Origin of the sequence: Bifidobacterium magnum (assembly GCF_000741255.1) — a bacterium.
In the GTDB taxonomy this organism is placed as follows: Bacteria; Actinomycetota; Actinomycetes; order Actinomycetales; family Bifidobacteriaceae; genus Bifidobacterium; species Bifidobacterium magnum.
In genome coordinates, this window is record NZ_JGZB01000004.1 from 212,414 (window position 1) to 236,174 (window position 23,761).

A 23,761-nucleotide genomic window follows, 5' to 3' on the forward strand; every position below is an offset into this window, starting at 1 on the left:
AAAGGAGCCTGAACAGTTTATGAGGTCATTCGAATTCGCACTCATCTCCGCCGCCGAGTTTACGGAATTCGCCAACAAGGCTCCGTACGGAAACTTCCAGCAGACCGCCTCCGCGGCCAAACTGCGCGAACATGAAGGTGCACAGGTCGCGTTCATCGCGGTCAAGGAAGCCGGCGCCGTGGTCGCGGCCGCGCTCGTAAGCACGCGCAAGGCCCCCATGGCCACGTTCTGTTCCATTGTGGACGGCCCGCTGTGCGATTTGACCGACAAGGAGCTCGTCGACTTCTTTACCGAGCATTTGAAGGTGTATGCCAAGCAGCAAGGCGCGATCCACGTGGATATTACGCCGGAAATGCCGTACCAGATCTTGAGCGCGGAAGGCAAGCCCCTTCCGCCCGATTCGCCCGTGGTGGCGAATTTGCCGGCGCACTCGACCGAACCGAACGAGCGCGCGTTGGACGACCTCAAGGACGCCGGATTCCACCATGAGGGCTTTACGGTGGGCTATACGGCTGTGCCGCGCTGGCGCTTCCTCAAGGACCTTACGGGCCTGAAGAACGAGAAAGAGCTGCTGGCCTCCTATTCCAAGCGCACACAGTGGAGCGTCAAGCGCGCCCTGTCGATGGGCGTGCGCGTGCGCGAGATCGCGGTCGAAGAGCTGGAGACCTTTGCGAAAATCGAGCAGCAGACGGCGCAGCGTCGTCATTTCGCGTATCGCGGCGCCGAATACTTCCGTTCCTTCAAGAATGCGTATGGCGAGCATGCGCATTTCATGGTGGCCGAGATCCATACGGAGGCATACCGCGCCAGCATGCAGCAGCGCGTTGACGAGCTCGGCAAGCTCGTCAATTCGTTGGAGATCAAGCTTAACCAGCGTGAAACCACGAAGATCCGCCGCCGCTACACGGAAGAGCATTCGAACCTGTTGGCGGCGCAGAAGCGCTTGCAGTCGGCTGAAGAACTGTGCACGAGGGGAGCCGTGTTGCCGGCCGCGGCCTCGCTGTTCGTGACGCATCCGCGCGAAACCGTGTACCTGTTCTCGGGCAGCGTGGAGGAATACAAGCCGTTCTATGCTTCGGCGCTGATCCAGCATGAGGCCATGCTCGAGTTCTGCGTCAAGCGCGGCGTGAACCGCTACAACTTCTATGGCATTGACGGCGAGTTCAACGATCCTGAAGACGAGGGCCGCGGTGTGCTCGAGTTCAAGCAGGGCTTCAACGGATATGTCGAGGAGCTTATGGGCGAATTCATGCTGCTCGTGCACCCGCATATGTATGGGCTCTCGCAGTTGGCGCACAAGATTTTGAAGCACTGAGCGCGCATTTTTGCCGCTCCAAGCTCACAGCGTGCACGGCGTTCCTGACCATGAGGCGTGGCTATAATTGCCTCTGGTCAATTGAGCAATGATCATTTGCGCGCAAGTCCCCGATGGTTCAGATTCATGGGGCCGGCTTGCGCCAAGACTTGCAATAAGAGAGTGTGTGCGAATGCCTGTTTCCTCTAGCATGCTGGAACAAACCGTGTCCGGCCACGTAGAGCAATACTTCAAGGAACGTGCTCATAACGAGCATGCCGCGGACCGACTCAAGGTCCGCAAGTTGACGGACGCCGAGTTTGACGCGCTGTCCGCGGCCCTTCCCGAGGGCAACTTCCAGCAGACCACCGCCATGCGCGACTTGGCGAACCATTCGGTGGAAGACACGTCGTTGATCGGTTTGGTGGATGACAACGATGTGCCCGTGGCGGGCGCGATGGTGGCCTATACGCCGTCCAAGTTCGGCGAGACGGGCTCCATTTGGGTGGGTCCTCTGGCCGATCCCGACGATGGTCCGCTGCTGGGCAAGTTGACGGACGCGATTCGCAACGACGCCAAGGCGCACCATGCGATCAGCGTGAGCGCATGGCCGGGCGACGTGTACCGCAAGCATACGTCCGAAGGCGCTCCCGACGGCGACGCCGATTCGACGATGATGAAGAACTTCGCGAACCTCGGCTGGAAGCATGGCGGCTTCGACGTCGGCTATGGTTCCGTGGTGAACCGCTGGGTCTATGTCAAGGACCTCACTGAATTTTCAGACAGCAAGGCGTTGCTGTCCTCTTACGCGAAAAATACGCGCCGCAATGTGAAGATCGCGCGCAACAGCTGCGTGACGGTACGCCAGGTGAGCCGCGACGAGCTGCAGGTGTTCCACGACATTTGCGAGCTGAGCTCCGCCCGCCAGGGCTTCCACAACCGTTCTGTGGAGTATGCCGAGGAAGTGTTCGATTCCTTTGTCGATGCCGCGCACTTCATGATCGCCGAGATCCACTTGGACGAGTACATGAAGGTGTGGGAAGACAAGCTTGCAGCGGCCCGCAAGGTGATCGCGCAGCTTGAGCCCGAAGAGGCCCAGGGGGAATTGAGCGACAAGAAGGCCAGCAAGCTGCGTACTGCACGTCAGAACGAGGCGTCGGCCCTCAAGCGCATCGAGCGCGCGAAAGAGTATATTGCCGAAGACGGCACCGTGGTGCCCGTGGCGGCCGCGTTGTTCATCGTGCACCCGCACGAGATGGTCTACCTCATGAGCGGCAGCAACGACAAGTACGCGAAGTTCTATGCGCCCACGGCGCTGCAGCATGAGGCGATGAACTGGTGCATTGAACACGGCATCGACCGTTACAATTTCTACGGCATCTCGGGCTACTTCGACGATCCGTCCGCCGAAGGCTATGGCGTGCTCGAGTTCAAGCAGGGCTTCAACGGATATGTCGAGGAGCTGCCGGGCGAATTCACGCTGCCCGTCAACTCACTGCGTTACGGCATCCAGGAGTTCATCCACAAGTTGCGCAAGTAACATCGGCAAAGTGCAAGGTTGAGGTCGCACTAGACCGTGAAGAGGCCCGCGAGCAATCGCGGGCCTCATTTTGTTTCGATTTCATTTTGATAGTTCGTTCTTGCGTCGTGTGCAACACGAAATTTTCTACAGAATCCGTTAAAAAGTCGAATCTCGACTAATTGAAGAAGAAGTGTCATATAAAACGGCGTCCATCATTCTTCTAATTTCAGATATCAAAAATCGCAAATCAAAATAAAAAGATATCTAAAAATAGATTATCGTAATTTATAAATTAGAAATTAAATAATAAATAAAGAAGAAAACTGATAAGATTAAAATATCTGACTATAAAATATCTAAAAAATATAGTCGACTTTAAAAACGATTCTGCCGTGAATACGTGGCGTAATAAAAGATGAATAATGATTGAATAAAAATATTCATTTATACGCAACCGAGTATGCACAGTTATGCATAATGGTTGTATACAAATGTATAAAGTTATGCATAAGTATGCAATGTTGATATATCCGGATAGGGGATAATGGCTGATTTTCAGTGCATAACTTTGAATCAAGGTCGTTATTCAGACTTGTAATGCCCTTATTTAGAGCCTATATAGGCCATATGTCGTCCACTCACGGCCTTTTGTGCCATATGTGTACCGATGTATGCCAAGATGGGTGAAAATTACCGGTTTTACGCGGGTTTCCGCCCGTTGATGCCCTTACAAGTGGAGATAGCGTGACGTCCCTTGATTAACGTTATGTCAGAAAATGACGTATAAGAGCCTTCTTTTCGTAAAAAAGAGGCGCGGCGATCATAAAAACGGGAGAGGAATATAAAAATGTGGATAATCGTGTGGATTGCTTATAAAAAGAGGAGTTATGCGCCGCAATAATTCACAGGGTGTGCATGATGACGTGCATAAGTTGCCGAATGCAATGTTTTCCACAGCCTTTTTGGGCATAACAAACCGGAGGAGCCTCTCTCCATGTCCCTCAATTGCCGGTAACGCCACTATTGATTTCATATAAGAGCGCTTGCGCGCCCATGCCAGGGTGCAAAAATTTGCACTGGTGCGCGAGATGGGACTTGAACCCACACGACCGAAGTCACAGGAACCTAAATCCTGCGCGGCTACCAATTACGCCACTCGCGCCCGTTCCCGATCCGTCCTGGAAAACTTCCCAAACCGCACATAGGGCTCCGCAGGAGCCAAATTTCCGCGATTTTAGGGCATTTTCCATAGCCGGCACCGTGAATCGACTTACCACTGTATCACAACGGTGTCTATGAATCGACGTGGCGGCGCAAGCGCCGCGATATGGCTTGGATTTTGTGAGGTGTCGGCCGTGGTGCGGTCTTGGATCCCCTTGTCCTCCGGCATTCCTGTTGTTTGAGGCGTGCGTAACGTCGTCGCGCGAAAGTTATGCACAATGCTGCTGCGGGAAAGACGGTGGATAACTGAAGGAACAATGCCTTATACACTGCATAATCAGAAGAACAGAAAACAAAAAAGCCCGAAACCGAAGTTTCGGGCCAACTGGAGCCATTTGACAGAATCGAACTGTCGACCTGCTCATTACGAGTGAGCCGCTCTACCGACTGAGCTAAAATGGCACATTGCTAATCGGCTGTACCGATTACCGCAACAAGATAAGGAGTATAGGGGAGCGTTCCGCAAATTTCAAATTCTCGAAATTTCGGCGTGTCGTTTACGTGCCTACCATGCGAAAATATCCGCTCGGAAGAGCAGCAATAAAGCCGCTATGATGAATGACCATGAGTGTTTCCAACGGATTCGACGATTTTTACGCCATCATTCCCGCCGGCGGCACGGGCACACGCCTGTGGCCGCTTAGCCGCGAAAGCCGCCCTAAATTCTTGTATGACCTGCTCAACTCGGGCAGCACGCTCATTCAGTCCACTTTTGACAGGCTTGCGGCCATCGCCGGCATCGACCATGTGTCCGTTTCTACGGGCCGCGCCCATGTGGACGCCATCCGTGAGCAGATCCCCGTTCTTGCCGCCGACCACATCTTCGCCGAGCCGTTGCCGCGCGATTCGACAGCGGCCATTGCGCTCGCCACCGCAGTGTTGAGCCGCCGCCACGGCGACCAGATCATTGTGGGATCCTTCGCGGCCGACCATGTGATCCGCGGAACCGCGGCGTTTGTGGAAGCCGTTCGCGAAGCCGTGGAGACGGCCCGCGCCGGGTACATCGCCACCATCGGCATCGCGGCGTCGCGCCCGTCCACGGCCTTCGGATACATCCATGAGGGCGAATCAATCGCCGACCGCGTCCCGGGTGCCCCTCGCGCACATGTCGTGGAACAGTTCGTCGAAAAGCCAGACGCCGCCACGGCCCAGGCGTACCTGTCTACGGGCGAATACCGCTGGAACGCGGGCATGTTCGTCATGCGCGCCGACGTGCTGCTCAACCATCTGCACGAATACAAGCCGGCGCTCGCCGCCGCGATTGACGAAATTGCGGACGCGATTATCGAGGACGACCGTGACTATATGGAGACGCTGGAAGCGGCGCGCACCGCGGCGGCCGAGTCGGCGCAATCGTCGGGAACTGCGGAACCGGTCAAAATAGTGGAAACGGTCGATATTGACTATGCCGACTTCCACGCCCACTGTGACGAGGCGATGGAACGCTGGTGGCCGGGTATCGAAAAAATCGCGTTCGATTACGCCGTCGCGGAACCGCTTTCGTTGGCTGGCGGCGTGGCCGTTATCCCGGGAGATTTCGGCTGGGACGATATTGGCGACTTCAATTCGCTCGCAGCGCTCTTGCCGAGCGTGAACGAGCGCAATTTGAAGGTGCTCGGGGATGTAGACCAAGTAGTAAGCATCGAATCAGCTGGCGACGTGGTCGTGCCCAAATCTGGCAGAATGATCGCACTGCTCGACGTGGACGACATGGTAGTGGTCGACACTCCGGACGCCCTATTGATCGCACCGCGCGCCCGCAGCCAAGATGTCAAGAAAATCGTGCGCCATCTGGCCGATGAAGGCTATGAAGACGTGCTTTAATGAGCGATTTTGATGCAGAATAGGAACAAAACAGATTGGATTTGTGTACTCCACGTTTCGTCCTGTCTGTTTTGTGTCTTATTTTGTGAGTATAAAGGAATGCAAACGGTTGCGGAAAACGTATTCCGTACCGAGCAGAGCCTTTGAAACGAAAGGACCGACCAATGGCTATCAATCCGCCTATTGACGCCACGCAGACCCCGTCTTGGGCTGCGCTTCAGCACGAGTATGACGCAATGCAGGCTGAAGGCATCGACTTGAAGAAGTGGTTCGCCGAAGACGAGAACCGCGTGGACAAGCTGAGCTTCGACGCCGGTACGCTGCACTTTGACCTTTCCAAGAACCTCATCAAGCCGGAAATGCTTAAGCTGTTCGCTGACCTCGCCAAGGACGTGAAGCTTGACGAGCGCACGAAGGCCATGTACTCCGGCGAGCACATCAACAACACCGAGGGTCGCGCTGTACTGCACACCGCGCTGCGTCGTCCGAAGGAGGACGAAGGCAAGTACATCGTTGACGGCCAGGACACCGTCAAGGACGTGCGTGAGACCCTCGACCGCATCTACGCGTTCGCCAACAAGGTCCGCTCTGGCGAATGGAAGGGCGTCACGGGCAAGGAAATCGACACGATCGTCAACATCGGCATCGGCGGTTCCGACCTGGGTCCTGTCATGGCTTACGAAGCTCTCAAGCCGTTCGCTGACGCAGGCATCTCCGCCCGCTTCATCTCCAACATCGACCCGAACGATCTGGCCGAGAAGACGCGCGACCTGAACCCGGAGACGACGCTGTTCATCGTGGTTTCCAAGACGTTCACCACGCTGGAGACGCTGACCAACGCTCGCGAAGCCCGCACCTGGCTGCTTGAAGAGCTCAAGCGCATCGACGCCATCGACGATTCCAAGGAAAAGGAAGCCGAAGCTGTCGCCAAGCACTTCGTCGCCGTTTCCACGAACCTCGAGAAGGTCGCCGAGTTCGGCATCGACCCGCAGAACGCCTTCGGCTTCTGGAACTGGGTTGGCGGCCGCTACTCCGTGGACTCCGCCGTCGGTACCTCCCTGGCTGTGGTCTTCGGACCGGCCCGCTTCGAGGAGTTCCTCTCCGGCTTCCACGAGATCGACGAATACTTCGCCAACACGCCGTTCGAGAAGAACGTCGTGGTGCTCATGGGCATCCTGAACGTGTGGTACCGCAACTTCTTCAAGGTCGCTTCCCACGCTGTGCTGCCGTACGACCAGTACCTGCACCGCTTCCCGGCCTACCTGCAGCAGCTGACGATGGAATCCAACGGCAAGTCCGTGCGTTGGGACGGCACCCCGGTGACCACCGAGACCGGTGAGATCTTCTGGGGCGAGCCGGGCACCAACGGCCAGCACGCCTTCTACCAGCTCATCCACCAGGGCACGCAGCTGATCCCGGCCGACTTCATCGCGTTCGCCAACACGCCGAACCCGCTCAAGGACGGCGACCAGGACGTGCACGAACTGCTACTCGGCAACTACTTCGCCCAGACCAAGGCTCTCGCCTTCGGCAAGACCGCCGACGAAGTGCGCGCTGAAGGCACTCCGGAAGAGATCGTGCCGGCTCGCGTCTTCACGGGCAACCGTCCGACCACGTCGATCTTCGGCGTGCGCCTGGATCCGTTCGCACTCGGCGAGCTCATCGCGCTGTACGAAATGATCACCTTCGTTGAGGGCACCGTGTGGGGCCTCGACTCCTACGATCAGTGGGGCGTCGAGCTCGGCAAGCAGCTGGCCAAGCAGATCACCCCGGCCATCTCCCAGGATGACGAGGCGCTGCTCGCCCAGGATGCGTCCACGCGCAGCCTGATCAACTACTACCGCAAGGTCCGCGAATTCTGATTCGCGCTCACCAACGGTAGCGTTTAAATCTTCCTTTCTAGAGGTGAAGGCCTAGAAAGGATACGAGGAAAGCGAAATAAGTCCGGCAGTCTCTCGGAGGCCGCCGGACTTTTTTAATTAAAAACACTCGCGGTCGCCGGCCGCACCTGTCTTGCGAACCCCCTATAATTGGCTCTCGTTGTGCCGGAATACCGCCTGCCGCATAAGTCGGTGTTCCACTAGGTCCAGCCGGACTCGTCTTTCGGCGGATCGGCGCGCTTTTCAAGGGCAATCCCTTGAAAATACAGTATTCGGGACGCGGTAATCGTACGCATGTATGGATCCGGCCCGCCAACCCATGCGCTGGTATGCGGCGGCGAAAGAGGAATTATTATGGTGAACGCAATCGAGGCATTCGACGCCAAGCACATGAAGTCCGCCGAGGAGATCCCGGCTTTCCGTCCGGGCGACACCGTCGACGTGAACGTGAAGATCCAGGAAGGCAACAACTCCCGTATCCAGACCTTCACGGGCGTGGTTATCGCTCGTCAGGGCTCCGGCGTGCACGAGACCTTCGTGGTCCGCAAGATGAGCTTCGGCACCGGTGTTGAGCGTCGCTTCCCGCTGCACTCCCCGTCGATCGATTCGATCAAGGTTGTGCGTCTGGGCAAGGTGCGCCGCGCCAAGCTGTACTACCTGCGCAACCTGCGCGGTAAGGCTGCTCGTATCGTCGAGCGCCGCACCAAGTGATTCGCGTATTGCAATCGTGAATTGCCGCCATTGGGCGGCAAACAAGAAGGCCGACACTTTCGAGTGCCGGCCTTTTGCGATCAGGTTCCCAAAGCTGTACTGCAGGTCAGGTTCCGTAAAGCTTTGGATGATGTTCAATTCTGGTGAATGGCTGGGCGATTCCGCGCCGACTTTAAAAACTCGCTTATGCCTCCGACGCGTCGATGGACACGTGTTCGGGGCGGTTGCGCGCCGCCGTATTAGTAATGCCTCCCGTGGTTTCCGCAAGCATGGCCGCGTCTTCGCTGGCCGTGGGATCGGTTTTGTATACGGGGCCCGTCGGCTCCGCATTCTGGGTTTGCACCGCCTGCTCGTGCACGTCGAAACGATACTGCTGGCATAGCGGACAGGTCGGGATTTCCGCGGAATTTTCGTTTTCCACACGGTTGCGCATGATGTCCACGGTTTCTTCCGCGGTCTTGAGCATCCACTCCTGTGTGGGAGCGTCAAGACGGTTCATGTATTGGCCGACCATCGCGAGCATGCACGCCATGTATTCGTTCAGTTGGTCGCGGCCCGCTTCGGTGAGCTCCGCGAGTACGACGCGATGATTGTCGTCCGACCGGTTGCATTCCACAAATCCCATTTTGCGCAATGCCTTTACGGCGCGGGAAACTTGTTCCGGCGCGTATTCCAACCTTCTGCTCAATTCTCCGATCGACTGCTTCCCGTTGAGTTCCAAGGAAATGAGAATGAATACTTGCGTACGTGCCGTCACGTCGCGCGGTTTGCCAGACGATACAGCGTGCTCAAAAAGTTCCGCCCACCCTTGCGCTGCTAATAAAACCGTCTTCAATTGTGTAATATTCAACGAAAATCACCCTTTTCGCCGCAGCATTGCAACCCTCCCCAAAGTTGCAACACCAGTTCTATATGATGAAGTTCAAGTGTATAAAAATATTGAAAACTTTTCCAAGAGTAGATCAATACGTACCACGTAAACTCATGAATTGTATCATATTATGGACATCTGTAGTGGCACTGTGGTAGTGACTTGAGGATGTGACAGATTATATGGTCGATTGTGGGGAAAAATGAGACTGTCTCCTACCGAGGAAGCTGCGCACGCGACGCGGGATGACGAGCCGGCGTCCGCAAAATGGCGCGACTTCGCGCTCTGGTGTGCCATTCCTGTCATTATTGTGGTGCTGTTGCGCGTATTCGTGTTCGGAATGTATGTGATTCCGTCACGTTCCATGGAAGACACGATCATGCCCGGCGACCGTGTGGTCACCACGAAACTCGCGTCGCATATCCAAAAACTGCAGCGCGGCGACATCGTGGTGTTCAAGGATCCCGCGAACTGGCTCGCGAACGAGCCGAACGCCAACTCAAGCTTCCTGATCAAACGCCTGATCGGTCTGCCCGGAGACACGGTGGCCTGCAAAGGGCCCGGCTATCCCGTCACGATCAACGGCGTGGCCATTCATGAGGAATCGTATTTGAAGCCGGGCGTCGAACCGAGCTCTTTCGCGTTCCAAGAGCATGTCACCGCGGGCCATTTGTTCGTGATGGGGGACAACCGCGCGAATTCCGCCGATTCCCGCTACCATCAAAACGACGGTGACGAAGGACTTGTCCCCGTCAACGACGTGGTGGGTGTGGCGTTCCTGCGCTATTGGCCGCTCAATCGCATCGGCTGGCTCAGCGCCCATCATGACGTGTTCGCACGTGTGCCGGAACCGGCCAACGAATAGTCTGCAATTGTCAAGACTGTAAGAAAGGTGTCCTATGGCCGGTTTGATCAGCGCCATGGAAGGTTTTTGCGTTATCGGCATCGTGATCGCGGCCGGCTATCTGGCGGCCCGGTTGCGTTTGGGAGGCCCCCAGGCGCAATACGTGTTCAACCGGCTGAGCTTCTTCATTGCGAGCCCCTGCCTCATGTTCGCCGTGCTCGCCAAAGAATCGATTGGCGCGATTTTCCATTCCTCGCTGATTGTGGCTTTCGGATCGGCCATGCTCGTGGGTGTGGTGTTCCTTGTATTGAACAAAATGTTCTTCCACATGAAAGCCGGCGACGCCACGATTGGCGCGCTCAACTCGCTGTATGTCAACTCGAACAACATCGGCTTGCCCGTCGCCACCTATATTCTCGGCAACCCCGCGCTGGTGGCGCCGATCCTGCTCATGCAGCAGCTGCTGTTCACTCCCGTGGCGCTCACCACGCTCGACATCTTGGACAACGGCAAAGTTTCGGCCAAACAGATTCTCACGCAACCGTTGCGCCAGCCGTTGCTGCTGGGCTCGTTGGCCGGCATGATCGTATCGATCATTTCCAGCAATGTGGGCTTCTTCGTGGTGCCATCGTTCCTGTTCGATCCCATCAGCATGATCGGTGACTCCGCCGTCCCCATGATCCTCAGGGCGTTCGGCATGTCCTTGTGTGGCACAAAGCCCATGCAAGACAAGGAAGGCCGCGCCGCCACGATCACCGTGGCCGTGCTCAAGAACGCCGTCATGCCCGTCATCGCATTCCTGCTCGGCTATTTCGTGCTCGGCTTCCGCGGACCCGAACTGTATGGCTGCGTGGTGCTCGCGGCGCTGCCCACGGGCCAGAACGTCTACAACTATGCGGCGCGCTACAACGTCGGCATGACGTTTGCACGCGACGGCATCCTGCTCAGTACGCTGACAAGTCCCGTATTCATCGCCATTATTGCGGCGCTGTTGAGCTGAGCGGGCTGCTGGCTCAACCCAGCGCGGCTGCGGCCGCATGTCCCGGCGCTCGCCGCAGGATTACTTGAATCGAATCGCTATTGCAAATGCCAGGATGTACGATGCAAGTCGGACGGCCCGAATTCGCGGATCGCCTGCTTGTGTGCTGCGGACCCATACCCCTTGTTGTGGTCCCATGCGTATGGCGCATAGCGCTCCTGCGTGGCCAAGCGTTCCATAATGTTGTCTCGCGTCACTTTCGCGATCACCGCCGCACACGCCACCGTGGCGCACGACTGGTCGGCCTTGACTTTTGTGGTGATGTGCACGGGCGCGGGGGTGGCGGGCGCGTCAATCGCGTTCGCGGCTTTCGTGATGTAGTCGTACGGACCGTCCAAAATCCCGGCGAACGTGAGTTGCGGATTCCAGTCCATCGGCAATTCGGGTTGCCATCCGTCGCGCGCGCGTGGCGCTCCCGCAGCCTGCGCGATCATATGCTCCTCGACTTGCGCAATGGCGCGCAACGCCGCCATGCCGAGCGCCGCCGAAATGCCGTATGTGTCGATTTCCTTGTTGCTTGCCGATCCCACAGCCCATGCCGCACACCAGTCCTTAAGCGACTGCACTATTTGTTCGCGTTTGTGTGGCGTAAGCATTTTGGAATCGGCCACGCCCTCGGGAACGTTCAAATTTTCCACATCGCGCGCCCATATGGCGGAAGCTCCCACCATTACGGGACCGGCCAGCGCGCCACGTCCCACTTCGTCGAAACTGATAATAACGTCCGCGCCGCTTTCGGCTAGAGAATGCTCGAGTTGCAGGGTGGGAATTACTGAAACGCTCATGTCTGCATTGTAGGGCAATTATCCAAACCACTCGCTTTTTCCGTTACGATTGCTCCACAGACTACGCGACTTTATATTGAACACGGAAAGGGGGAGTCGATGACCGATCAATCGAACGATTTTGATTTCGGCATGCAGGCCGCTCCGGTACACCATAACGAGGGTTCGCATACGCTCGATTTTCCGAAAATTGATCATGACGATACCGTCGTCCTGCTCGACAATGCGGACAAGCAGGCCGCACTGAACTCGCTGATGGAACAGATCATGAATGTGCAGTCCGTAAGCGGGGACGAGACGGTGCTCGCCAACATGGTCGAGAAATTCCTGAAAAATTTGGATTATCTGGAAACGAAACGGCACGGCGACACCGTGGTCGCCTCCACGAATTTCGGCAAGTCCCAGCGCGTGATTTTGTGCGGACATCTCGATACGGTGCCGATTATCGGCAATTTCCCGCCGCACTGGCTCGCTCCGGGAGACGCGCGCATCCGTCCGGACGTGGCCCGTACTCACGCAGGTGAGCGCATCATGTGGGGCAGGGGAGCTGTGGATATGAAAGGTTCCGACGCCGTCATGCTGTATTTGGCGGCCGTATTGAACGCTCCGGAACGCGTTTCCTATGACATTACTTACGTCTTCTACGATCATGAGGAAGTCGAAGGCAGCAAGAACGGCCTGCGCAAAGTGATCGCCGCGCATCCAGACTGGATCCAAGGCGATTTCGCGATTATCGGCGAGCCCACGGATACGGGCATCGAAGGCGGATGCAACGGCACCATGCGCTTCGACGTGGTGTTGCATGGCACGGCCGCGCATTCGGCGCGCGCATGGATGGGGCACAACGCCATCCACGACGCTGCCGAAGTGCTCAACCGCCTGAACCAGTATGAGGCGCAGACGATTGCCGTGGACGGCCTCGAATACCGCGAAGGCTTGAACGCCACGATGATTTCGGGAGGCTCGGGTACGAACGTGATTCCCGAGGAATGCCGCGTACACATCAACTACCGTTTCGCACCCAACAAAACGTTGCAGGAAGCGAAGGCGCTGATGTTCGGCCCCGATTGCGAGGCCCAGATGGGCAATGGTGAACACATGGTCACGGGAGGCGTGTTCCAAGGATTCAATATCGAGATGAAGGACGAGTCGGAGTCGGCCAGGCCAGGCCTTGACGCACCGCTCGCGCGCTCGCTGGCCGCGCTTGTCAAAGGGCGTACTGGGACTGATCCCGTGGCCAAACTCGGCTGGACGGATGTGGCGCGTTTCTCGGAACTCGGCATTCCGGCCGTGAACCTTGGAGCGGGGTCCCCGCTCCTTGCGCATAAGCACGACGAGCAGCTGCCCGAATCCGATTTGCTGAGGATGGCGCAGATTTTGGAAGATTGGCTGCGTTAATTGCGCAGTTTGGTGTTCTTGTCTGCGTTGTTGTGCCATACTTGCATATAGTGATGTTTTCCGGCGGTTTTGCAACGGCCGCCGATGAACGTCTCAGGTGGCGTCGATCCCCTTATGCTTGAGCTTGTCGGTCGGTCTGTACGATTTGGCTCGCGTAAGCGATGGTGTCCGCCACTGAGGAGTTTTGCTTGTGAGTTGCCCCCGATTCGGGCGCGAGAAGCGCGGCTGCGGTGAGAGCGTAGCGTGAGACCGGCACGGGGCTGGAACGTGGCGAGCGCAGGTTGCAATGCGCGCGCAAGGAGCATCGTGCCCGAACAATTGAATAAGGACTTCGCCCATGACGAAGCCAACGAAAACGAGAAGGTAAACCAACCAACCCGCAGGCGTGGAAGTCATGGCCGCAGGGTCGTGCGCGGCGCGGGAGCCGCGGACGCGAATGTGACCATGAAGGTTGAGGAATCCGCCAAGGCCAAGCGCGCCGCCGAAACCGAACCGGCCGCCATGCCGCCGGCTTTGCCTGCCGCTCAGGAACATGCCGCGCTTCCCGCCGGTTCTTCCGAAGAACAGCCTGTTCACCGTCGCCGTCGCCGTTCCGCGTTGCAGGACGCCGAGGACGTGACGCAGCACCGCCGCGGTTCGCGCTCCGCTTCGCGCGTCTCGCATGAAGAATCCGATACCGAGGAATCCGCGCAGCAGCCCGTCCGCCGCCGTCGCCGCCGTATGACGCATGTTGAGGAGGATCCGTTCCTCGAGCCTGTCACGCGCCGCCATTCGCGCGCGGAACGCAACGATCGTAACGACGACGATCATGAGGAATCCATGCCCGCGCAGCCGGCTCGTCCCATGACGTCGCTGTTGTTCCAGGAACCCGTGTTGCCGAGTGTGCTGCCTGAACCTGAACCGCATGAGTCGCGCGACCATGGCGACGCCAACGAGACGGGCGACGAGGAACTGCAGAACCCGCGCCGTCGCCGCAGGAACCGCCATCACAAGGGCGAAGAGTCGGCGCAGCAGGAATCCGAGTCGTCGCAGGAGACTTCCGAAGAGCAGCCGCGCCGCCACAAGAACCGCCGTTTGAACGCGGAAGAACGCGCCGCCGCAGCCGAAGTCGAACAAATTGAAGAGGACTTGCTGCTCGACGACATCGTCTATTCTCCGATCGACGACGAAACGAAGTCGGAAGAACAGCCCACGCGTACGCGTCGTCGTCGCCGTCGCAAGTCGGCCGACTCGGCAGCGCAGGAAACGGAATCTTCGGATAACGAACAGCATGCCGAGGATCACGAATCTTCCGATCATCATGACGACGATGCGGAAGAGACGACCACGGTACGCCGTCGCCGCCGCCGCCGCAAGAACAGTGCGGAAGAAGAGGCGCCGGCCGCTTCCGCGCACCGTTCGCGCAAGCAGCAGTATATTGACGAAATCACGGATGTGGAAGGCTCCACGCGTCTGGAAGCCAAGAAGCAGCGCCGCAGGGACAACCGCCGTGAACGCAGCCGCCAGAACCAGCTGCTCGAACAGGACTTCCTTGCACGTCGCGAGAACGTGAACCGCCTTATGGTGGTGCGCGAGCGCGGCCAGCATACGCAGATTTCCGTAATCGAAGACAACGTGCTTGTGGAACATTACGTGTCCGACATCCAGGAAGTGGCCACGGTAGGCAACATCTATCTGGGCCGCGTGCAAAACGTGCTGCCGAGCATGGAAGCCGCTTTCGTGGACATCGGCCAGGCGCGCAACGGCGTGCTGTATGCGGGCGAAGTCAACTGGGACGCCACGCGTCTCGACGGCCAGCCGCGCCGCATTGAGCTCGCGTTCAAGTCGGGCGATCCCGTGCTTGTGCAGGTGACGAAGGATCCGATCGGCCACAAGGGTGCACGTCTGACAAGCCAGGTGACGCTCGCTGGCCGCTTCCTCGTGCTTGTGCCCAGCGGCGGCATGACGGGCGTCAGCCGCAAGCTTTCCGACCATGAACGTTCGAGACTCAAGAACATTGTGGCCAAGATCGCGCCGAAGGACATGGGCGTGATCATTCGTACGGCCGCAGACGGCGCTTCGCAGGAAGCCATCACGAAGGATCTCGAGAGCCTGATCCACCAGTGGGAGCAGATCCAGGCCAAGAAGGAAGAGTTCCTGCATGGCAAGCGCCCGAAGCTGCTGCAAGGCGAGCCGGATGTGGCCATTCGCGTGGTCCGCGACATTTTCAACGACGACTTCAGCAAGCTCGTGGTGGAGGGTGACGGCGTCTACCAGCGCATTTGCGAGTACCTCGACGCCATGGCTCCCGACCTCAAGGACAAGCTGGAGAAGTGGGATCCGGCCGAGCATGCGGGCAAGGACGTGTTCGACAAGTGGCAGATCGACTCCCAGCTGCGCAAGGGCATGGAGCGCCAGGTCTACCTGCCGAGCGGCGGATCCATTGTGATCGACCGTACCGAAGCCATGACCACCGTGGACGTGAACACGGGCCGCTTCATTGGCAAGGGCCGTTCGCTGGAAGAGACCGTGACGCGATGCAACCTTGAGGCCGCCGAAGAGATCGCGCGCCAGTTGCGCCTGCGCGATATTGGCGGCATGGTCATGATCGACTTTGTGGACATGGTGATGCCGGCCAACCGCGACCTCGTGCTGCGCCGCCTGGTCGAATGCCTTGCGCGCGACCGTACGAAGCACCAGGTGGCCGAGGTCACTTCGCTCGGCTTGGTGCAGATGACACGCAAACGTATTGGCCAGGGTCTCGTGGAGGCGTTCTCCGAAGAGTGCCCAACGTGCCATGGCCGTGGTTTCATTGTTCATGATGAGCCGACGGTCTCCGCCGACTATGCGGATCCATACGCTATGAAGGGCGGGGATCCGTTCGTGAAGACGAACAAGCACGGTCACGGTACCCGGGCCGAAGAGGCCGCCGTGAACAACGCATCCAAGGGATCTTCCGCGGATGTGAGAGCGAAGCTCGCGGAGATCGCCGCCGCGGCGGCCGCCATAAACGATGGGCGCGCCGCCAACATTTCCGCCGAATCCGGTGACGGATCCGGTTCGGAAAATATTAAGGCTCCGACGGCCGCTGGATCGGACACTAACGACTGACCACGCACAAGCCGGGTATGACGTATAAAACGCCGATACCAGCATAAACAGCCCCGTACGCGTCGCGTCGGGGCTGTTCGCGTTTGCGGCAACTTAGATCCGGCGGCGTGCCGTCGGGCGGTCCGCGTGGGGTGCCAGCCATGCTGTTGCTTCGAAATGTCAGCCTGAGACCGTTGTAATGCTTGTCTCATGTATTGGAATGAAACGACAATTATTCGGGATCTGACTGAAAACTTACGTGAGGGAATCGTGAAGATTCATATTGCGCAATATCTTCGGACCAAGCGGGAACACAGCGGGAAAAGCCTGTGGAATCGCTGATATTGGGGGTGATACAGACTTTCAGTCATTGAACGTGCTCTTCCACTCTGTTGGGAATTTTTCTATACTTTTACCAATAGTGAAATTTGGAGAAGTGCGCTCAAACGACAGTACGCCTTGAGGAGTGATTGCCCGCCACAGAAGGGTGGTGCGTACATGGATTGAGGCAACGAAATTCGAGATGGGTAGGAATGGCAGACCACAATCGTTATGTCCCTAAGCCTTTGCGTTCCCATTTGCCAAAACGCCGCTGGAAGGCGGCCGCGTCAGCCATCGCGGCAATCGTTGCGTCCGCGATGGTGCTATCCGTAGGCGTAAACGCGTATGCGGACGATATGCGGGTAGTGACGCTGGTGGAGGACAGGCTCGCACGGTCAGCTGAGACTCAGAGCAATGACAATGGTCTATTTGCGAATGACAACGATAACGATATGGAAGAGGCGCCGGTACAAGGTACTCATGAAAAAGGTATCGATATCAATGCGCTCGAAGGATGGTCGCGCGCCAGCGAACGCGATGTGATCATTGGCAAGACAGTTGCCCTGTTCGATGAACTCGCTATGGTCGCCATTACCAGCGCACTTACCGATGAGGGCACACTTTCAGCGGTCCCCGTAGATGCATTGACCATGGATGATATTTCCTGGCAGTGGAAAGTTGTCGCGGCGCAAGGCGACGCCAAGGATCCGGTACTGCTGCAGAATGCGGAATCCGGCGAATATGTGGCGACCGATACGGGCGGCACGTTGTCGTTGGCGGAAAAGAAAGAAGAGGCCGCTGAATTCGCGCTGTCCTTCACCGATGCTGACGGGGCCGCGGAAAGCGGCGGTCTCGCGGAAACATTCCGGTTGTTCAATGTGAAAGCGGGCGGACGCGGACTGGAACTGACGGATAACGCGAAGTATGGCACCGCCAAGGATGGGAATGCCACGGCGCTTATTGTCTACGCGAAAGACATTGACCAGCAGGACAGGCTTGCCGGGGTACTTGCCTCCGGTGAAGACGGCAAGGCGTCCGAGCCGGACATGCAGGCCAACCATGGCGAATTCGATGATCTTGTTATAGACGAGCATGTGGTGAATCCCAAGAACACGGTAATCAACCTGTTCGACTACTGGGAGCGGCCAAACCGCAATGATCCCACGCCGGGCTGGGGGTTCCAGGATCAGGGACCCGTGAACCATCCGAATGGGGGGATCAATGCGGGGCACGCCTTCAAATTTGTGACGAACTCCGGCAGCAATAAGCCCGACAATAATAACGGATTGGGCCTGTATAACAATTTTACGGAAAGCGATGGTGTGCGTCAGGGGATCGTTGCGCCGCTGCTTGACAATAACGGTTATCCCCGGCTATCGGGTAGCGGTAAGCTTCTAGGCAACGATTCAGGACTGACCAATGGCACCAGCGAATCGTTGGCCTATCTCTTCGATCCTACGGTTAAGCATCAGGGCAAGCAATCATTTGCGGATACCACAGGGTTGTTGCAATATATTGACGGCTACTACATCTACGATGCCGTTAAGAATTTTGCGGAATTCAATGAACAGTCGAATTCATTCACACTATACAACTATTCCGGAGCCTGCAATACTGGCGAGAACGGCCAGTTCTTCCCGTTCGACCATCCTGAGGACCTTGCCAATCTCGCTAAGGAATACCCCGATAAAGACGGTTGCCAGTCTGGTTCGCTGAACCATTTCTTCGGTATGAGCCTGACGTCGTCGTTTACGCAGCGCTACGGTGGACATGTGTCGAGTGGTGGAGACCCGACTGTTTTCGAATTCTCGGGAGACGATGATGTGTGGGTTTTCATCGACGGCGTACTTGTCGCCGATCTTGGCGGCGTACACCAGCCGGCTTCGGTGAAAATCGATTTTTCGGACGGCTCCGTCAATATCAAGCGTGTGTATGAAAGCGGTACGGTTTCCCCCTACTATGGGGCGGCCGACGCCACAAGTACCATCGCATACAATACTGCGGCTGAAAAGACCACGCTACGCAGCCATTTTGAAGCGGCCCAAGGGAATGCCTTTGATCCCGACCAATGGAATGGTAACACTTTCGCCGACGGTACCGAGCATACGTTCAGCTTCTTCTATCTGGAACGTGGATCCGGCCAGTCGAATCTGAAGATTAAGTACAACTTTAAGGAGCTTCCGGAATACTCGCTGCGGAAAACCGACCAGTACGGCGAGGCGGTGAAAGGATCCGCTTTTGCCGGATACCGCGGCAAGTTTGACGAACAGACCAAGGAGCATCTGTACTGGGCGAATGGCAAGTATCAGAAGATTCCCGATAATGCCAAAGTCGCCGTTGACACGGCCAACAATCTCATAGTGAATGGTGAGCAGTGGGCGACGCCATTGTTCTTCGGTGAAACCGACAGCGAAGGCGTTATGTACTTCCTCAACGAGAGGGGGGACTATTACGAGGTCGACGAGTTCCTCCAAAAGAATGGTGGCGACAAGTCGTTTATTATGAGGGAGATCCGTGTCCCTGAAGGCTACCGCACGGTTTCCGACGATTTCGTGTTGGAATTCGCCGGCGAGGTCAAGGAGAATCCTGATGGGACACCGATGTATGACGATCTCGTGCTGGTCTCCAAGGATCCCTATGGGACCGGCGTATGGGCGTCTCTTTCGGGAACGGTGATCTCCGGCCGTACGCTGTATCCTGTTGAGGATATGCACGGGGTGAACGCGGCGATGACATATCCCGAAATCGAGTATTACGATACTGCGACGAAGGACTACAAGGGCACGCTCTTTGCCGTGGTGCAGCATCGTCATTTAGATAAGGCTTGGGACTCGCTTAGCGATACCAACGGCTGGTATGCCCTATACGGTAGCGATGATGAAGGCTACCATGAGATGGAAGAAGGCGGCAAGCAACAGAGTATCGAGGCTGCCCGTAAGCAGGCGAAATACGGATATAACGTGTTTTCCACCAATGGCAATGAATCGAAAGCTACGTTGCATAACCTTCCGGGCGATCCCGAACAGTACTACACCTTCGTGGAGCAACAGTACTTTGATGGCAAAAGCGATAAGATCGAGGAACTGCTCGGCATGTGCCCGGCTTCAAGGACGGGCGATGGCGCCATTGACCAGACCGGGCGTTTCGCCAATTGCCAGGCGGCAAAGAATGCGGACTATACCGCCGAGCAGCTTGAAGCGCTTGATAAGGTGCGTTTCGTGGTGACATACTACTGGACTCCAGGGTCACTGGAGGCCGCGGATGTGAACAATACCGTACGCGTGCATTCGCATTCAGGCCTAAACCCGGCCTTGTCGACCGGCTTCGACATCGTCTGGGGCTCCGAGGTGCTGGTGCCGAACGTGATGAACACGCTGTATTACCAGAACTTCATCTATGAGTACGATCCGAAGGATACGGATGGGCAGGATGACAACCGTCCGTGGCCTAATGTGTATTTCGCGCTCTATGCGGTAGGCGAAGGCGTGGGCGTAAAAAGCGCCGAAGACACTTCAACGCTGTACTACATCCCTACCGGAGGAGATGCCCTTCCTGAAGGCGCTGCGGGAATCTACCTGCATCCGGATCCGAAACGAGACGGTGTGCTCGCCGATATCGCTTACTACGTGAAGGAAGACGGGTCACCGCTATATCCCGATGACGAGCCCGGCAAATACATCATTGATCAGGGGAATCCTGATCCTGGTGTGGAAGACCCGGAGCGAGGCGTCATCAAAGTCGAGATCGGAGACAAGAAGTTCACCATCGCTCCGGCGGAAAATGCCGGTGGCACAAGGTGTATCGGGAAGACAACCGGTGTCGATGATGCCAAAAACTATTTCAGCCGCCTGAAAGAAGGACGCTATGTGCTGCGCATGATCACGCCTTCGCAGAACGTTCCCTACAGGCTGGAGAACAATACCGAGGTCCGCTATGACGAGAATTCCGCGGAGGAGATCACTTATAGTCTGAACATCACGGAAGTGCCGGTGATTGTGACGGCTGATGCCAATATCTACGCGAACGCCGGTAGTAATCGCGACCATGTGACAGTAGGCAACGGCGCAGGATATCTGGTGAAGACACTGAACCAGTTTGCGTCACAGGGCGTTATCGATGAAACACTGACATGGATTGCCTTGTTCCTGCGTACCAACTATGCGCGCAATTTCACATATTTTGATGAATTCCTGTCTGGCGTGGACAACCAGTGGAGCCAATCCGCACTGTTCGGCACCGCATCGCATGTCGACTCCGAAGGCCGCATTGATGATGACCAAGACGGCTATATCAAGCCGAATAATATGGAGTATGCGATCTCCCGGTATCAGACTGAGGATCTGTCCCAAGCGATGACAACGTATCTGCAGTACGATCCTGACGCAAGCAAACAGAACGATCTGGAGGATGGCAGGCGTGTGGCATTCTTCGACTATAAGGCTACGGAGGATGCCGAGGTGGACGGCCAAACCTATGAAGGCCAGAAGGCTCGAGGCGCCTACAAGCAGACGAATGATGACGATCCGTCCCTAGGCGAAGGTGAAGGCAAACTCCGCCTCTATACGGATGAGGGTTGGAGCACGGTTAACGTGTACCAGGACAATACGTTCGGCAATCTCGTCAGGAACCAGCATGCCGGCTATACAAGCTTGCTGGAACGCGAGATCACGCCGCTGTATTCGAATTCCACGTTTGTGGCTTTCTATAGCTCGCCGTCTACGATTCCGCAGATCAAGAAAGTCGCCGCGGAAACCGAGTTTGTCGCGAAGAACTGGACACAGGCTTCCCTTGACGCCACGGGGAGGCCCGAATGCACGGGCATCAACAACAGCCGTGAAGAAGAAGGTGTCTGGTATTGCCGTTCCGATTACAGTACGGAAATTCGCAACGCACAGTTCACGGTGAAGCGCAATACGGATGGACTGTACCGGACGGCAACCGGATGGGGCAATAAAGAGAACGCGAAAATCTACACCTCTAATGTGGAAGGCGTTCTTGAAGAGGCGCTGGCATGGGCCGCTGGAGCGATTTACGCCACGGACTCGGGCACTGCGCCTCGCTACACCATCGAAGAAGTTAGCGCGCCCGCCGGATACTCGGTGACGAATCCGCAGATCACGTTCTGGCTATACAACAAGGACATGGATCCAGCGGAAACCTATATTGCTGTCGAGCCTGGAACCCCGGGTGTCACGGTTTCCGAAAGCGGCCAGACGCTGTACATCGAGAACGAGCCGAGCCTGTCGATCGTGAAGGTGGCCACAGGAACCGATACATATATGTATGTTCAGGTTCCTGAAAACGAAACCGGCGCCAACAGGCCCTCGCTCGCCGAGGTGTACGCGGACCAAGAGCTTCCGGAAGACCAGAGGAAATATACGGTTGTGCCGGAATCGAATGGGGCCCAGCCGAATGTCGAGAAGTATTTTACTGGCTATACCAAGCCGGTGAATGATGCGACATTCATACTGAGCAGGACCGAATCCGGCAATACCGAATACTATTCCCAGACCACCGAGGATGGCAGGGTACAGGTCAAATGGACGGAAAGCCCGACGGACGGCGGTACGTTCACATCCAAGGAGTTCGGCGTCATAGTCAGCCCGCGTCTTGGCGCTGGCGACTATGTGCTGAAGGAAATCGGTTCCCCGGAGGCGTATCGTCTGGTAAATCCGGATTCGGATGGAATCCGTTTCCGTGTGGCGGGCAACGGTGGATCCCTGACTTTCGAGGCTGACGCGGACGGTACGAATATTTCGGACGATGGCACCATTCTCTACGTGGAGAATGCCCCTATCCCGTCGATTGTGAAAGTTGAGCAGGGGACAGCGAAATACGTATCGGTCCTGCTGGACGACCAGTATGTCGGCAGCGTGAATTGCACGGATATCGCCGCGGACGGTATGGAAAAGTACACCTCATTCGGCACCACGGATGTCAGCGGCCTTACCGATACTCAAATTGAAGAGTTCAAAGCGAGTGGCAAGCTGCTCGAGAACTGCTTCGTCGGATATTCGAACAACCTGCAGGGCGCGAAGTTCCAGTTGGAGAAAACCTCTAATGGTGTGACTACGCACTACAGCGGTACCGCGGAAGACGGAACTCCAATTTGGGGGGATTCCGCGGCGGATCTGGTATCCGCGAGCAGCGGCCTAGTCATTGCCCTGAAGGACGGCACAGCCGGCGACCAATATAAGCTCACCGAAATAGCCGCCCCTAACGGCTATGCGCTCGTCGCCACAAGTCCGATTGAGTTCTCGCTGAATGCGGAAAGCCTTATTGAAATAACCGGCCAGGAAGGCCTGAGGCTTTCATTGGACGGTACGACTCTCTATGTCGAGAACAAGGCCGGATACGAGCTACCTGCTTCGGGCGGCAAGGGCTTGCTTTGGTGGCTGCTCATGGTGGGCCTGCTGCTTGTAGGTATTGCGCTCGGATTTGCTTACCGCCAGCGCAAGCAACTAGGCAGGTAGCGGATGTGAGGTAGTCCTCGTGTAACAAAAGGCTGTCTTCAGGCAGCCTTTTGTTGTATTGCTTGAAGTGGGCGTAAGGGCGAGCGGGATTTTGCGTTCGCGCTTGCGTTTTTCCGCTGAATTTCGCAAGTTGCAGCACGGATGCTTGCTTGCGCTTGCGCTTTTCGCCCGAAAACCGCAAGTTTTAGCACTGATACCTGTCTGTGCTTACATTTTTTGACCGGAATCTGCAAGTTTTAGCAGGGTGCTCTGCTCCGGTTCACGGTTTTGGGCTGTTTTTTGCAAGTTTTAGCAGGGTGCTCTGCTCCCGTTCACGATTTTTCTTCGATTTCCGCACCTTTGAGCACAACCTTCTGCTTCCGTTCACGCATATAGCTTCACTAGATAGGCTTCTATAGAATGGCTAGTTTTTGAAGATCCTGTGAAGGTCTGGTCCGCGGCTTGTAGATGGCCTTAAATCCCTTATTTTCCAAGGGTTGTGGATGTTGGGGAAGTATTGAGAAGAGCCT

The 23,761-nt window shown here is 56.7% G+C and carries 12 protein-coding genes and 2 tRNA genes; 10 read left to right on the forward strand and 4 right to left on the reverse strand.

Features of this window, described 5'->3' with window-relative positions:
* Positions 1 to 19: 19 nt before the first annotated feature.
* Both BMAGN_RS04470 and BMAGN_RS04475 read left to right on the forward strand, forming a co-directional pair.
* Positions 20 to 1,315: an aminoacyltransferase gene (locus tag BMAGN_RS04470; protein ID WP_022859984.1), complete on the forward strand. Its 1,296-nt coding sequence runs from the start codon at positions 20 to 22 to the stop codon at positions 1,313 to 1,315.
* 172 nt (positions 1,316 to 1,487) lie between these two features.
* Entirely contained in the window at positions 1,488 to 2,834 is a 1,347-nt protein-coding gene (locus tag BMAGN_RS04475) for an aminoacyltransferase (RefSeq protein ID WP_238548759.1), read from the forward strand.
* A 1,059-nt stretch (positions 2,835 to 3,893) separates the two neighbouring features.
* Here the strand turns inward: BMAGN_RS04475 and BMAGN_RS04480 are convergent.
* Positions 3,894 to 3,978, reverse strand: a tRNA-Leu gene (locus BMAGN_RS04480).
* A gap of 385 nt (positions 3,979 to 4,363) precedes the next feature.
* Positions 4,364 to 4,439: transfer RNA gene (locus BMAGN_RS04485), tRNA-Thr, on the reverse strand.
* Between the two features lie 162 nt (positions 4,440 to 4,601).
* On the opposite strand from BMAGN_RS04485, the gene BMAGN_RS04490 reads away from it, so the two are divergent.
* From BMAGN_RS04490 to rplS, 3 genes are all read left to right on the forward strand, one after another.
* Positions 4,602 to 5,861, forward strand: coding sequence for a mannose-1-phosphate guanylyltransferase (locus BMAGN_RS04490; RefSeq protein WP_022859986.1), 1,260 nt, complete (start codon positions 4,602 to 4,604; stop codon positions 5,859 to 5,861).
* A gap of 164 nt (positions 5,862 to 6,025) precedes the next feature.
* Positions 6,026 to 7,723 carry a glucose-6-phosphate isomerase gene (gene pgi, locus BMAGN_RS04495; protein WP_022859987.1) on the forward strand — a complete coding sequence of 566 codons (1,698 nt, stop codon included), beginning with the start codon at positions 6,026 to 6,028 and terminating at the stop codon, positions 7,721 to 7,723.
* 372 nt (positions 7,724 to 8,095) lie between these two features.
* Positions 8,096 to 8,452, forward strand: a complete 357-nt coding sequence (gene rplS / locus BMAGN_RS04500) for a 50S ribosomal protein L19 (RefSeq protein ID WP_022859988.1) — start codon at positions 8,096 to 8,098, stop codon at positions 8,450 to 8,452.
* 184 nt (positions 8,453 to 8,636) lie between these two features.
* Here the strand turns inward: rplS and BMAGN_RS07865 are convergent, their stop codons facing one another.
* Positions 8,637 to 9,209 (reverse strand): MarR family winged helix-turn-helix transcriptional regulator, encoded by a 573-nt coding sequence (locus BMAGN_RS07865; RefSeq protein ID WP_022859989.1) that lies wholly within the window; start codon positions 9,207 to 9,209, stop codon positions 8,637 to 8,639.
* 316 nt (positions 9,210 to 9,525) lie between these two features.
* Between BMAGN_RS07865 and lepB the strand changes: the two genes are divergently transcribed.
* Together lepB and BMAGN_RS04515 are read left to right on the forward strand one after the other, a co-directional pair.
* Positions 9,526 to 10,188, forward strand: a complete 663-nt coding sequence (lepB, locus tag BMAGN_RS04510) for a signal peptidase I (protein WP_022859990.1) — start codon at positions 9,526 to 9,528, stop codon at positions 10,186 to 10,188.
* Between the two features lie 34 nt (positions 10,189 to 10,222).
* Positions 10,223 to 11,167, forward strand: a complete 945-nt coding sequence (locus BMAGN_RS04515) for an AEC family transporter (protein WP_034250350.1) — start codon at positions 10,223 to 10,225, stop codon at positions 11,165 to 11,167.
* A gap of 77 nt (positions 11,168 to 11,244) precedes the next feature.
* Here BMAGN_RS04515 and BMAGN_RS04520 read toward each other — a convergent pair whose 3' ends face one another.
* On the reverse strand, positions 11,245 to 11,991 hold the full coding sequence (locus tag BMAGN_RS04520; RefSeq protein WP_022859992.1) for a ribonuclease HII: 747 nt from the start codon (positions 11,989 to 11,991) through the stop codon (positions 11,245 to 11,247).
* Between the two features lie 99 nt (positions 11,992 to 12,090).
* Between BMAGN_RS04520 and dapE the strand changes: the two genes are divergently transcribed.
* From dapE to BMAGN_RS04535, 3 genes are all read left to right on the forward strand, one after another.
* Positions 12,091 to 13,389: a succinyl-diaminopimelate desuccinylase gene (dapE, locus tag BMAGN_RS04525; protein WP_022859993.1), complete on the forward strand. Its 1,299-nt coding sequence runs from the start codon at positions 12,091 to 12,093 to the stop codon at positions 13,387 to 13,389.
* 306 nt (positions 13,390 to 13,695) lie between these two features.
* Entirely contained in the window at positions 13,696 to 16,479 is a 2,784-nt protein-coding gene (locus tag BMAGN_RS04530; protein WP_022859994.1) for an Rne/Rng family ribonuclease, read from the forward strand.
* 512 nt (positions 16,480 to 16,991) lie between these two features.
* Entirely contained in the window at positions 16,992 to 23,252 is a 6,261-nt protein-coding gene (locus BMAGN_RS04535; protein WP_152593265.1) for a SpaA isopeptide-forming pilin-related protein, read from the forward strand.
* Positions 23,253 to 23,761: the final 509 nt, after the last annotated feature.

What these genes read in the sequence shown, in the direction of transcription:
- rplS (WP_022859988.1), top strand. Translation starts at nt 8,096, where the DNA reads ATGGTGAACGCAATCGAGGCATTCGACGCCAAGCACATGAAGTCCGCC.
- dapE (WP_022859993.1), top strand. Translation starts at nt 12,091, where the DNA reads ATGACCGATCAATCGAACGATTTTGATTTCGGCATGCAGGCCGCTCCG.
- pgi (WP_022859987.1), top strand. Translation starts at nt 6,026, where the DNA reads ATGGCTATCAATCCGCCTATTGACGCCACGCAGACCCCGTCTTGGGCT.
- lepB (WP_022859990.1), top strand. Translation starts at nt 9,526, where the DNA reads ATGAGACTGTCTCCTACCGAGGAAGCTGCGCACGCGACGCGGGATGAC.
- BMAGN_RS04470 (WP_022859984.1), top strand. Translation starts at nt 20, where the DNA reads ATGAGGTCATTCGAATTCGCACTCATCTCCGCCGCCGAGTTTACGGAA.
- BMAGN_RS04520 (WP_022859992.1), bottom strand. Translation starts at nt 11,991, where the DNA reads ATGAGCGTTTCAGTAATTCCCACCCTGCAACTCGAGCATTCTCTAGCC.
- BMAGN_RS04515 (WP_034250350.1), top strand. Translation starts at nt 10,223, where the DNA reads ATGGCCGGTTTGATCAGCGCCATGGAAGGTTTTTGCGTTATCGGCATC.
- BMAGN_RS04490 (WP_022859986.1), top strand. Translation starts at nt 4,602, where the DNA reads ATGAGTGTTTCCAACGGATTCGACGATTTTTACGCCATCATTCCCGCC.
- BMAGN_RS04535 (WP_152593265.1), top strand. Translation starts at nt 16,992, where the DNA reads ATGGCAGACCACAATCGTTATGTCCCTAAGCCTTTGCGTTCCCATTTG.
- BMAGN_RS04475 (WP_238548759.1), top strand. Translation starts at nt 1,488, where the DNA reads ATGCCTGTTTCCTCTAGCATGCTGGAACAAACCGTGTCCGGCCACGTA.